14 protein-coding genes and 1 other RNA gene are annotated in these 11,736 nt (G+C 36.9%); 6 read left to right on the top strand and 9 right to left on the bottom strand.

Annotated features, from left to right (window positions below; genetic code table 11):
• Window positions 1-108 precede the first annotated feature (108 nt).
• Window positions 109-507: a transfer-messenger RNA gene (ssrA, locus tag ACFSQJ_RS03615) on the bottom strand.
• Window positions 508-630: 123 nt separating this feature from the next.
• Between ssrA and ACFSQJ_RS03610 the strand changes: the two genes are divergently transcribed.
• Both ACFSQJ_RS03610 and ACFSQJ_RS03605 read left to right on the top strand, forming a co-directional pair.
• Window positions 631-1,839: an NAD(P)-dependent oxidoreductase gene (locus ACFSQJ_RS03610; protein ID WP_377765618.1), complete on the top strand. Its 1,209-nt coding sequence runs from the start codon at window positions 631-633 to the stop codon at window positions 1,837-1,839.
• Between the two features lie 76 nt (window positions 1,840-1,915).
• Window positions 1,916-2,203 (top strand): hypothetical protein, encoded by a 288-nt coding sequence (locus ACFSQJ_RS03605; RefSeq protein ID WP_377765616.1) that lies wholly within the window; start codon window positions 1,916-1,918, stop codon window positions 2,201-2,203.
• 57 nt (window positions 2,204-2,260) lie between these two features.
• Here ACFSQJ_RS03605 and ACFSQJ_RS03600 read toward each other — a convergent pair whose 3' ends face one another.
• The 4 genes from ACFSQJ_RS03600 to ACFSQJ_RS03585 all read right to left on the bottom strand — a co-directional run bounded on the left by ACFSQJ_RS03600 (window position 2,261) and on the right by ACFSQJ_RS03585 (window position 5,314).
• On the bottom strand, window positions 2,261-2,923 hold the full coding sequence (locus ACFSQJ_RS03600; RefSeq protein ID WP_377765614.1) for a DUF1361 domain-containing protein: 663 nt from the start codon (window positions 2,921-2,923) through the stop codon (window positions 2,261-2,263).
• A gap of 95 nt (window positions 2,924-3,018) precedes the next feature.
• Entirely contained in the window at window positions 3,019-4,359 is a 1,341-nt protein-coding gene (creD, locus tag ACFSQJ_RS03595; RefSeq protein ID WP_377765612.1) for a cell envelope integrity protein CreD, read from the bottom strand.
• Window positions 4,360-4,407: 48 nt separating this feature from the next.
• Window positions 4,408-4,704 (bottom strand): winged helix-turn-helix domain-containing protein, encoded by a 297-nt coding sequence (locus ACFSQJ_RS03590; RefSeq protein WP_377765610.1) that lies wholly within the window; start codon window positions 4,702-4,704, stop codon window positions 4,408-4,410.
• A 1-nt stretch (window position 4,705) separates the two neighbouring features.
• On the bottom strand, window positions 4,706-5,314 hold the full coding sequence (locus ACFSQJ_RS03585; RefSeq protein WP_377765609.1) for a hypothetical protein: 609 nt from the start codon (window positions 5,312-5,314) through the stop codon (window positions 4,706-4,708).
• Window positions 5,315-5,404: 90 nt separating this feature from the next.
• Here ACFSQJ_RS03585 and ACFSQJ_RS03580 point away from each other — a divergent pair, with 90 nt between their 5' ends.
• Complete coding sequence (locus ACFSQJ_RS03580; RefSeq protein WP_377765607.1) at window positions 5,405-5,767, top strand: DUF1801 domain-containing protein; 363 nt, start codon at window positions 5,405-5,407, stop codon at window positions 5,765-5,767.
• A 5-nt stretch (window positions 5,768-5,772) separates the two neighbouring features.
• Here the strand turns inward: ACFSQJ_RS03580 and kdsA are convergent, their stop codons facing one another.
• Entirely contained in the window at window positions 5,773-6,591 is an 819-nt protein-coding gene (gene kdsA, locus ACFSQJ_RS03575) for a 3-deoxy-8-phosphooctulonate synthase (protein ID WP_377765606.1), read from the bottom strand.
• 71 nt (window positions 6,592-6,662) lie between these two features.
• On the opposite strand from kdsA, the gene ACFSQJ_RS03570 reads away from it, so the two are divergent.
• The 3 genes from ACFSQJ_RS03570 to typA all read left to right on the top strand — a co-directional run bounded on the left by ACFSQJ_RS03570 (window position 6,663) and on the right by typA (window position 9,755).
• Window positions 6,663-7,220: a hypothetical protein gene (locus tag ACFSQJ_RS03570; RefSeq protein ID WP_377765604.1), complete on the top strand. Its 558-nt coding sequence runs from the start codon at window positions 6,663-6,665 to the stop codon at window positions 7,218-7,220.
• 95 nt (window positions 7,221-7,315) lie between these two features.
• Window positions 7,316-7,858, top strand: coding sequence for a hypothetical protein (locus tag ACFSQJ_RS03565; protein WP_377765602.1), 543 nt, complete (start codon window positions 7,316-7,318; stop codon window positions 7,856-7,858).
• 97 nt (window positions 7,859-7,955) lie between these two features.
• On the top strand, window positions 7,956-9,755 hold the full coding sequence (gene typA / locus ACFSQJ_RS03560) for a translational GTPase TypA (RefSeq protein WP_377765600.1): 1,800 nt from the start codon (window positions 7,956-7,958) through the stop codon (window positions 9,753-9,755).
• Here the strand turns inward: typA and ppgK are convergent.
• From ppgK to ACFSQJ_RS03545, 3 genes are all read right to left on the bottom strand, one after another.
• Entirely contained in the window at window positions 9,752-10,501 is a 750-nt protein-coding gene (gene ppgK, locus ACFSQJ_RS03555) for a polyphosphate--glucose phosphotransferase (protein WP_377765598.1), read from the bottom strand. The two genes, typA and ppgK, sit on opposite strands and share 4 nt — an antisense overlap.
• A gap of 85 nt (window positions 10,502-10,586) precedes the next feature.
• Entirely contained in the window at window positions 10,587-11,018 is a 432-nt protein-coding gene (locus ACFSQJ_RS03550; protein ID WP_377765596.1) for a hypothetical protein, read from the bottom strand.
• A gap of 1 nt (window position 11,019) precedes the next feature.
• Window positions 11,020-11,703: a cell division ATP-binding protein FtsE gene (locus ACFSQJ_RS03545; protein ID WP_377765594.1), complete on the bottom strand. Its 684-nt coding sequence runs from the start codon at window positions 11,701-11,703 to the stop codon at window positions 11,020-11,022.
• Between the last annotated feature and the right edge of the window lie 33 nt (window positions 11,704-11,736).

Below are 11,736 nucleotides of genomic sequence, written 5' to 3'. Positions count from 1 at the left end.
TTACTCACCTAACATATGATGTTATTTGGGTATAAACGAAATTGTATAAAATAAAAAAGTCCTGTAAATCAAAGATTTACAGGACTTTAGTATAATTTGACATTCTAAAAGTGGAGCCGGGGAGAATCGAACTCCCGTCCAAACAAGCAATTATAAAGCTTTCTACATGTTTAGTTTTCGTTTGATTTTCGATATGTACCTGACCGAAAACCGCCCAATACATACTTAGCTCCTTAAGATTTTGGTGACACTACCAAAGCGAATAGTATCCTTGTGTTGACTTTTATGGTGTCTTTAAACGAATCGCCGTCAACAAGGGCTATTCAAAGACATCTCGCTTCACTACCTTGTAGTGACGAGGCAAATCTTACTATAATTCAGATTATGCGGCAAGAGCGTAATTATTATCGCCAATTAAAAGTGTGAATCCTGAGATTAACGAGCTATAATCCAGCGCTCGACATGCTTACATTACCATTGGTCTCGCTGTCAAAACCAGTCGGCCCCATAATTTCAATGAACAATTTTTAAAAGGATAGCAAAGTTACATAATTTATCTACCTAGAGCAGAAAAGTTTGCCCACCCTTTTCAATACCCTTATTTTAGGTCAATAATTATACCAATTGACAATGAAGTTCGGAATTATACAAGAACGTAAGAACCCACCAGATAAAAGAGTCGTTTTGTCACCTGCATTATGTCAAAGCGTTTTAGATAAATTTCCCGATGCAGAACTAGTAGTTGAGCCATCTCCTATTCGGGTTTTTTCTGATGAAGAATACACCAAAGCAAGAATAGAGGTTGCAAGTAAGATGGAAAATTGCGATGTCCTTTTAGGTGTAAAGGAAGTACCAATTAGTGCTCTAATTCCGAATAAAAAGTATTTTTTCTTTTCTCACACCATTAAAAAACAATCGTATAATAGGGATTTGTTGCGTGCTATTTTGGCAAAGGATATCGAATTGTACGACCATGAGGTTATTACCAATCAGAACGGGCAGCGTTTAGTAGCTTTTGGCAGGTATGCGGGCATTGTAGGGGCCTATAATGGAATACGTGCCTATGGACTAAAATTTGAGTTGTTCGAGTTGCCCAAGGCCGAAAATTTAAAGGATCAAGCTGCTTTAATTGCAGCGCTAAAAGAAGTGCATTTACCGAACATTAAAGTGCTTTTGACTGGGCGAGGAAGGGTCGGTAATGGGGCTAAGGAAATGTTGGATGCCATGAAAATGAGAAGGGTCAACGTCTCCGAATATTTAGAGGATAGTTTTGATGAGCCTGTTTATTGCCAGATAGATGCTTCAGAGTATAACAAAAGAAAAGATGGTGTGCGGGGTAACAAAGCTGATTTTTTTGCTAACCCTGAGGCATACAAATCGAATTTTTTTCGATTCGCGAAGGTTACGGACTTCTACATTGCAGGTCATTTTTATGGTGCTGGAGCTCCTTTTTTATATACTAGGGAAGATGCGAAACATTCAGAATTTAAAATTAAGGTTGTAGCCGATGTTAGTTGCGATATAGATGGGCCAATAGCTACTACAATTAGGTCTTCAACAATTGCTGAGCCTATTTATGGGTACGAACCACAATCGGAAAGAGAGGTGGATTTTAAAGATAAAGCGGCCATTGCCGTAATGGCGGTCGATAATTTACCGGCAGAATTACCTCGTGATGCCAGTGATGGTTTTGGGGAGGCTTTTTCAAAATATGTGATTCCTGCATTTTTTAACGGTGACAAAGATGGTATTCTTGACAGGGCAAGAATGACTTCGAATGGAAAGCTCACCGAAAGGTATCAATATTTGCAAGATTACGTTGATGGTAATGAAAATTGAATAGATTGATAAATTCTATTCTCTGCAAGTTAAAGGTGTCTTCAAAATAATTATATTGTAGCGCTTTAAACCAACCATGAGATTTATTTGGACCAATACCTTTGAAGCTACGGATGAGACAAAAAAGCTCTGTCTGGACATGGAATATCTGCTCAGAAAAAAGATTTCAAGGTTTTTAATTTCAAACTGGGACGAGCTAATGGACGATTTCGATAAGCTTGTTTTTGATATAGATATGGTTACAAAAGAGATAACCATATCAGATGATTCTCCCATCGGTTTAAAAAATATAATACTTCAAGATTTTTACCGAGAATTTAACCCAAATGGGCCAGGGCCAAAACCCATAGGCAAACTGCTTTAATCTGTCAGTTTAAGCTTCCAAGGTCTATCAGAATCTTTTTTGATGTTATTTTTTTGTCTACTTGGCGTTAGACAAACCATTAACAATGCTTTTAAATCGAAATAGTGTCGTTAGCATAAGTGTTCCAAAAAATATAGCTACAAGCCAAGCTAAGGGTTGCGTAGTGCTTTCCATAATTTGGATGAAAGTTTTCCATGGATTTATAAAAATATCCCAACTATTTAAGCGAATTACCCTTCCTAAATAAACCCCAAATCCGCATAAGAAAGCTATTAATACCGTATAAACATTAATCATTTTCTTAGCATAGTTGAGACTGTATAATTCACGCATTATTTTAAATGAATAAATGCCAGAAAAGAATCCTGTTAAGGCAAAGCTGGCGATTGTTAGAAAATCGAGCAAAAAGAATGTAGGGTTTGAAAGCTGAAGATGGATAAAATCAGTAATGATATAAGGTGCATTAGGCAAGAAAAGTAACCAGAGAAAAGTAAAACCTATTTTACTCCATGGTTTTGCCATTAGTTCGGGGTTCTTATAGATGATAAGCGCTATGATAAACGGAATTAGCGCCAAAAGTAAGTTCCATCCTAAGAAAAGAAGAAAAAATTCTTGTGTAAGCTTAATACGTAAAATGAGTATTAAAACTGAACATGCTACACCTGCGGACAGATAACTTATCTCTTTGAATTTTTCGTTTACAAGTTCTCTTAATTTCATTGAAGTTTAATTATTAGGTGAATGAATTCTTTGTGATTTAGAGTAAGGGCTACTGCTATAACACAGTAAGCCCTTCAACAACCAACTAAAATATTTTAAGACTGATTCCAATCTATTTTTTTTGAGGCAAACATTATTATCGCCAGAATTACAAAAAGACCGATACTACCAACCAATAAGGCATAGTTTTCTAACTGTATGATGACAAAAATGAATGCATAAAGTGCCGTCATAGAAGAAAATACGAGTAATGGAAATTTGATATTTTTTAGGATCGTTCGTGAATAAATAGTAATCAAGCCGATAACCGCCGACCCTGCTATTAAGTAGGCTTTTAGATAATTTTGATGTTCAGAAATAGAAATCAGTAGGGTATAGAACATGACTAGGGCCAAACCGATCATTAAATATTGAAAGGGGTGAATGTCTATTTTACTTATAATCTGAATGAGTAAAAATACAAGTAGGGTTAGCCCAATAATCATAAGACCATACTTACTGGTGCGTTCTGTTTTTTGATAGTCATCAACAGGTATGATCAGATTGGTGCCAAAAGAAAAAGCAGAAAGACTTGGTAGTCTGTCAAAGAACTGTTGCCCAAACTGACGATTGGTTTCCAGTACTTTCCAATTGGCTTCAAAACCATTTTTACTTATTTTTTTGGTTTTATCATCAGGTAAAAAATTACCGTTGAAACTAGGGGAATGCCAATCAGATTTCATGTTTACCAGCGTCTCTCTACCAACAGGAATAAATTGTAAGCGCTCACTTCCATTTATCTTAATATCCATAGAAAAAGCCAATTCAGTGTCATTCTTAATGTTTTTTAAAAAGTTACTGGATAATGTGCTCATGGCTTGATCGTCAAATAAAGGCTTTAGGTTTACTTGGCTAGTGTCTAACTGAATGGATATTTCATTGCGAATACCTTTTAAATTTGAGGTCTTCATCAGAACTGTTGCTTTGTTCCAAAAAATATCCTGCTCAGGAATTTCTTCTGCTGAAAAGTCGAAACCCTGAAAATTGCCTTTAAGATGGATGTCGGAAGTATAAACCACGGACTCATAAATACCTCGTTCGAGAGATTCCGTGTCTATTTGAGCATTTATATCGAGATTTTCAGGAAAAAAATAAGCATCATGAAATACATCTTCAAAGGTTTTTATATAGGTCTTTGAATTCGGATCAAACACTTTTTCCTCTTTGTAAGTTTTATAAGGAATTTTAATAATCGGTCCGTAAAGAGTGACCTGATTGCCCCATTTTTGGTTGATCTCTTGAATAACCTCGGTCTGTCTATAGCCTCTTTCGCGTATCAGGTCTTTTACAAAACTTAAGGGAATTAGAAGTATTACTAAAATAAACCCTACAATGAGCATTCTTGCTGAGATAGATGTTTTGAACCAGTTTCCTATTCGACTTCTTTTTGTTTCCATAATATATATTTAAAGTACTTTGTTTTTCAAAGTGAATTCATAAAAAAATTAGTTTTTCTTGTTTATAAGGTTTTCCAAAGCGGCAATATGTTCTTTAAACGCAATTCGACCGCTTTTGGTAACACTATATTTGGTATTTGGTTTTCGCCCTATGAATGATTTTTCCACTGTAATATAATTTGCCTTTTCTAATGTTTTGGCATGGCTGGCCAAATTGCCATCGGTGGCACCCAATAGCTCTTTTAAGGTGTTAAAATCCACATTTTCGTTAACAACAAGTACTGACATTATACCCAAGCGAATACGATGGTCAAATAGTTTATTAATGTTATCTATAAGCCCCATGTTATGCTTTATCTTCTTTGAAGTAGATTAAGCTCCCATAAATGATATGTAAAAAGCCAAAACCAATAAGCCAGAACCAAAACCCATAACCTGGCATTGCTGCGCAGATAAGTCCTAGAACAATCTCAGTATAACCAAGATACTTTATAGTGCCAATAGTGTATTTTGAAGCGCTTACCAAGGCAAGACCATAGAAAATGAGCATGAGAGAACCTGTTAAACCATAATGCTGACTGCCCAACTTTATAAGTATGTATATGCCTCCGGTCACCAGTGGTACTAAAAAGCTCGCTAAGAGCCTTTTGGTTGTGGCATCCCATAATTTTTCGTTGTTCTTTTTGGCTTTTTTCGAGCTCAGTAAATAGGCGGTGATAAGGCTTAGACCGGCCACGGCCATAAGAATTGCAATAATCAGCTTAAAGTTCCAGCTATGTAATGTAACATAGCTTCCCGGTTCTGGAAGCAGAAAGAAATAGGTTATGGCAGCTCCGGTTATGGCGTATAGACCAGCCATTATTCCCGATAGCCCGCTCAATGAGATAAACCGCGATGAGCGGTTCATCAAATCTTTGATTTGAGAAATGTCTTCTAAGTATTTTTCCTTTCCCATATTAAAGTACTTTGAAATTCAAAGTTAATATTTTTTTGAATTACACCTCCTTTTTTAACAAAGTTTATGATTGTTGATTATTTTTAGTTTATGAATCCTGCGGAAGATTACATTTTAAGTCAAAATGAACCTTACAGAAGTATTTTGCTGCATTTAAAGGCAACGATTGAAGCAGTAGTGCCAAATGTTGATTTAAAATTTAAATGGAACATTCCCTGCTTTTATGCTGGTAAAAGTCCGATCTGTTACTTGAACGCATCACCAAAAAAGAAGTTTGTAGATATTGCCTTCTGGAACTCCGCTCATTTGACCAAGCATTTAGATAAAATGGTCACCGAAAACAGAAAGGTGGTCAAATCACTTCGATATACAACACTTGAAGAAATAGATGATGCTATATTAGTAGCTGTTTTGGAGGAAGCTTATACCTTAAGAAGTAAAGGGTTCTACTAGTTGTACTAGAGATTATTTATGGTAGCCCTAATGGCGACCAAATCTTGCAGTAATTTCTCCAACAAGCTTAAATCCAACATGTTTGCCCCATCACTTTTTGCATTGGCAGGGTCAAAATGGGTTTCCATAAAAAGGCCATCTACTCCCGCGGCTATTCCTGCTCTGGCCATTGTTCCTATAAGCGCTGGTCGGCCACCGGTTACGCCAGATGATTGGTTGGGTTGTTGTAGCGAATGTGTTACATCTAAAACAACCGGAGCGTACTGCTTCATAGTTGGTATACCCCTAAAATCTACGACCATATCTTGATAACCGAACATGGTGCCTCGATCTGTAATCCACACTTTTTCGTTATCAGATTCTTTCACTTTGGTAACGGCATGTTTCATACTTTCAGGACTCATAAACTGTCCTTTCTTAATGTTTACGGTTCTTCCTGTCTTTGCGGCCGCTACAATTAAATCTGTTTGGCGGGCCAAAAACGCAGGAATTTGTAGAACGTCAACATACTGGGCAGCCATAACGGCATCTTGTTCCGTATGAATATCAGTAATGGTAGGAACATCAAAGGTCTCGGATACTTTCTTAAGGATTTTCAATGCTTTTTCATCCCCAATACCCGTAAAAGAATCTATCCGGCTTCTGTTGGCCTTTTTAAAACTTCCTTTAAAAACATAAGGTATTTTTAGATCATCAGTAATTGCTACTGCTTTTTCTGCAATGCGTAAAGCCATTTCTTCACCTTCAATAGCACATGGACCAGCCAAAAGAAAAAAGTTGTTACTATCTGTATGTTTTAGCTGAGGAATGAGACTTAACTGCATAAGTATATGTTTTAGGCAAAAATACTATTTTGAAAAAGTATCTGTTACTATACCACCCAAATTTACCTACTATGCAAAAAATAATACTCTTGGTCTTGGGACTATGGACTATCAGCGCCCATGGGCAATTTGGTAAAAACTGTGAACTGAGGCAGTTGAAAATAAATCTATTTAACCCAGGTGTCGAATACGAAATGGCACTCGGAGTAAATAGTACACTAGACTTTAGGGTGGCTTGGCAGGCTGCTATTGAACCCGCATCTGAGAACCCTGTTGAAGATTATGATTTCTTTCCGGCAATAACGGTCCAGAATAGATATTACCACAATTTTAATGGACGAGATAGAAGAGGAAGGCAGATTTATGGTAATTCAGGGAATTATATAGCACCTTCTGCTGCGGTTTTCTCACCAGACTCCAGACTGGTCGATGGAGTTCTTGTAGATGGTATACATGGCTATGCCGGGTTGGTCTATGGAATACAACGAAGTTATAACTCTGGCTTAAGCTTTTCTGTCGATGCGGGAGCAGGATATTATGTTGGACCTTTTAGAGGTGGAATTCAACCGGTAGTGAATTTAAGTATCGGTTGGATAGTAAGTGAGAAACGTTGGTGCGTAGGGAAATGATTTTCACCTCTCTGATAGAACGCTTATAATGTTCTAGTTGATTTTTGCGGTATGGTATTTGGTAAATCAATCGAATAACTAAAGATCAAGCAAAAATGAAAACCAAGTTTTTTCTAATTACTTTATTAATAGCTTCATTATCATTTGCTCAGGCTACTAAAAATGTTGAAGAATCCCTGATAAAGGTGAATTTTATAAATCCTGGAATTGAATATGAGTGGGGTTTTGCAAAAAATCAAACATTTGATGTCTCGGCTGCACTACAATTTGGAGCAAGAGGTGGCAGTGACAGAGGTTTTGACTGGGCACTGATACCCGCTTTTAATGCGTCCTATAAATATTTTTATAACTTAAATCGAAGAAAAGAAAAAGGCAAACGTATTAGGGGTAATTCGGGTAACTTCATTGCCCTAAACAATACAACTTTTTTAAATGAGACCATTATTGGAAACTTAAATGTTACTGGTGGTTATTTTGGGCAATTAGGTCCCGTTTATGGAATTCAAAGAACATATTCGAAAGGATTCAATTTTAGCTTAAAAATGGGTTTTGGATATTATTATGACGATTTTTATGAAGGAGAATTTGGTCCAATTTTAGGTTTTAGCATTGGCTGGGTTTTAGGAAAGTCGAAATAGTTGGAAACCCTCTCATAATCAATAAGATAAAAATAACATTTGTTTGTGTTGTGGCGTAGATAAATCAGAGTATCTTTGCACGCTCAAAAACAAGGTTATGTCTAAAATTAAGAATATTGCCATTATTGCTCACGTTGACCACGGTAAAACCACCTTGGTAGACAAGATTATGTTTCACTGTCAATTGTTTCGTGAGAATGAAAACAAAGGTGATTTAATTCTAGACAATAACGACTTAGAACGTGAACGCGGAATCACTATCGTTTCTAAGAACGTATCCGTTGTATATAAAGACACGAAAATCAATATTATCGACACCCCTGGTCACGCCGATTTTGGCGGTGAAGTAGAGCGGGTATTGAATATGGCAGATGGCGTTTTGTTGTTGGTCGATGCCTTTGAAGGTCCAATGCCGCAAACTCGATTTGTACTACAAAAAGCCATTGATTTAGGTCTTAAACCTTGTGTAGTCATTAATAAGGTGGATAAAGAAAACTGCACACCTGAAGAAGTTCATGAGAAAGTATTCGATTTAATGTTTGAACTGGGTGCCGAAGAATGGCAGCTAGACTTCCCTACTGTTTATGGTTCTGCAAAGAACAATTGGATGAGTGATGATTGGAAGAACGAAACCGAAAATATAGAACCCTTATTGGACATGGTCATCGAACATGTGCCAGAATTTAAACCAGAACAGGGTACAACACAATTATTGATTACTTCGTTGGATTTTTCTTCTTTCACAGGGCGTATTGCCATTGGAAGATTACAACGTGGGACTTTAAAAGAAGGACAACAAGTTTCTTTGGTAAAAAGAGATGGAACCATAGTAAAGTCTAAAATTAAAGAGCTTTACACCTTCGAAGGCCTTGGCCGTATTAAAGTGCAAGAGGTCGTTGCTGGTGATATTTGCGCCATTGTTGGAATGGAAGGTTTTGAAATTGGTGATACTGTTGCCGATATTGAAAACCCTGAAAAACTAAAGACTATCGCTATAGATGAGCCAACGATGAGCATGTTGTTTACAATTAACGATAGCCCATTTTTTGGTAAAGATGGTAAGTTTGTTACCTCACGTCATATTAAAGAACGTCTTGAAAAAGAATTGGAGAAAAACCTAGCCCTTAGAGTTGAAGAAACCGATAGTGCTGACAAATTCATGGTGTTCGGTCGTGGAGTATTACACCTTTCTGTTTTAATTGAGACCATGCGCCGTGAAGGTTACGAACTACAAATCGGACAGCCTCAAGTCATTATAAAAGAAATTGATGGGGTTAAATGCGAACCCGTAGAGCATTTAACAATTGATTTGCCGGAAGAAGTTTCTGGTAAAGCCGTTGAGATGGTTTCTATCCGTAAAGGGGAAATGACAAGTATGGAGGCCAAAGGTTCAAGAATGCTTTGTGAGTTTATAATTCCATCTAGGGGTATTATAGGTTTGCGAAATCAATTGCTTACCGCAACGGCAGGTGAAGCTATCATGGCACACCGTTTTTTAGAGTACCAACCTTTAAAGGGAGATATCGCCCAACGTAACAATGGTTCGTTGGTTTCTATGGAGAATGGTTCTGCAATTCCGTATTCTATAGATAAATTACAAGATCGCGGAAAGTTCTTTGTTGATCCAGGTGAAGATATTTATGAAGGTCAAGTCATCGGTGAAAACTCTCGTGCAGATGATATGACGGTTAATGTAACTAAAACTAAAAAGTTGTCTAACGTACGTTCATCCGGTGCAGATGATAAGGCAAAAATTGTTCCGGCAATTAAGTTTTCGTTAGAAGAGGCTTTGGAATACATTCAGAAAGATGAGTATGTTGAGGTTACACCTTCGCATTTAAGACTAAGAAAAATTTATTTAAAAGAAGTTGATCGCAAGCGGAATAAGATAGCTTAGTTGATTACTTTGATAATAGAGCCGGCCATCGCGGCACCAATAATACCTGCATGATTTTTTAATTGTGCAGGTCTGATAGGAGTATCAATAGTAATGTACTCTTTATACTCCACCCAGTCTTTAGATGCCCCACCACCAAGAATAATATAATCGGGTGAAACAATCAAATCAACAATATTTAAAAATTTATTGAAGCGCTTGGCCCATTTTTTATAAGTAAGACCTTCTCTTTCCATTGCTGATCCTGCAGCCCATGTCTCAATTTTCTTAAAATTTTTATAAGGTATTTGACCTAGCTCAAAATTTGGTAAAAGTTCACCATTAAAAAAGGCACCACTTCCGAGCCCTGTCCCAATGGTAACTATTAAGACTAAACCTTCAAGGCCTTTTCCAACATCATGGTTGATTACGGCATAACCTGCTGCATCGGCATCATTAATTACCGAAAATTGTTGCCCGGTGGCTTCTTCGAATAGTTTATCAACATCAACACCCAACCAAGATGGGTCTAAGTTACCTGCCGATTTGCAAATGCCTTTTTTAATTACCGTAGGAAATCCGCAACCAACAGGGCCCGAGTAGTCAAAATGTTTTACGAGCTGGGCAATAACATCGGCCATTGCTTCCGGTGTTCTTGATTTAGGAGTTGGAATTCGGTGTCTTTTGGTAAGCATCTCACCAGTTTCTGTATTAACCAATGCAGCTTTCATGCCCGATCCACCAACATCAATACCAAGAATTTCCATAGTAGGATAAAAATTTTATTTGGCAAAGAAACAAAAATCTTTTTGCAAGCGATTTCCGAAGAACATAGAATGTTGATAATCACCCTTAAAGTGTTTCTTCTAAAGGCTCAATGAAGTAATCTATAGAATTTAAAGAGTGATTTGGGTCTATAAAATCCAAAATATAATCTATTGCTTTTCCAAAACTGGTCAACATCTCTAATTGTTTGTTTTTTCCGAGTACGCTAGAAATGGTTTCATCTCTATTTCCGAATTTATACCCTCCTTTTTTAATCCAAATAAGATTAAATAGATGCTGCATCATTACATTGCCTAATTGATCTATAGAAATAGCAATTTTTAGCGCGTATTCCCCAATTCCTCTTAACCCTTTGGTGAAAAGCTGATGAAGAAGTCCAAAAACAAACCCAAATAGCCCTGTTGTAAATAATAAAGCTATAGAAATCAATAGTAGAACCAATCCGATTAGGGGGTTTTTACGTTTTGGCTTTTCTCCTTCAATTTCTTTGTAGACCATTTTAAACCGCTTTTTGTATTACCTCGAACATCTTACTATTATCACACTTTAAAGTTTTGTGTGGGTATTTTAAAATAAGTGCATAATCATGAGTAGCCATAATAATTGTGCGCCCACTTTCATTAATTTCTTGCAATACCCGCATAACTTCAACACTGGTCTGCGGATCAAGGTTACCTGTAGGTTCATCGGCGAGAATTAGTTCAGGGTCATTCAGTAGCGCCCTAGCGATGGCAATGCGCTGCTGTTCACCTCCGGAAAGCTCATGCGGAAATTTAAAACCTTTGGTTTTCATACCTACCTTATCAAGAACTTCTTCAATCTTTGCATCCATTTTTGAAGTATCTGTCCAGCCCGTAGCTTTTAGCACAAACTTTAAATTGTTATTGATGTTTCTGTCAGACAATAATTTAAAGTCTTGAAAAACGATGCCTAATTTTCTTCTTAGAAATGGTATCTGTTTTTCTTCTAAAGACTTCAGATTAAAATCTACAACACTACCATAGCCCTGTTTTAAGGGTATGTCACCATAAAGCGTTTTCATGAAACTACTTTTACCGCTTCCAGTTTTACCGATTACGTAAACAAAATCTCCTTTTTTTACCTCAAGAGTTACATTGTTAAGTATGAGATTTTCATTTTGAAAAATGGCAACATCCTGCAGTTTTAGTATCGTTTCGGGCATTTTATATCTTTAAGCAATTAAAGGTACGAAGTT

The organism is Croceitalea marina (assembly GCF_042684265.1).
GTDB lineage: Bacteria > Bacteroidota > Bacteroidia > Flavobacteriales > Flavobacteriaceae > Croceitalea > Croceitalea marina.
This window is presented reverse-complemented; position numbering and strand designations above follow the sequence as displayed.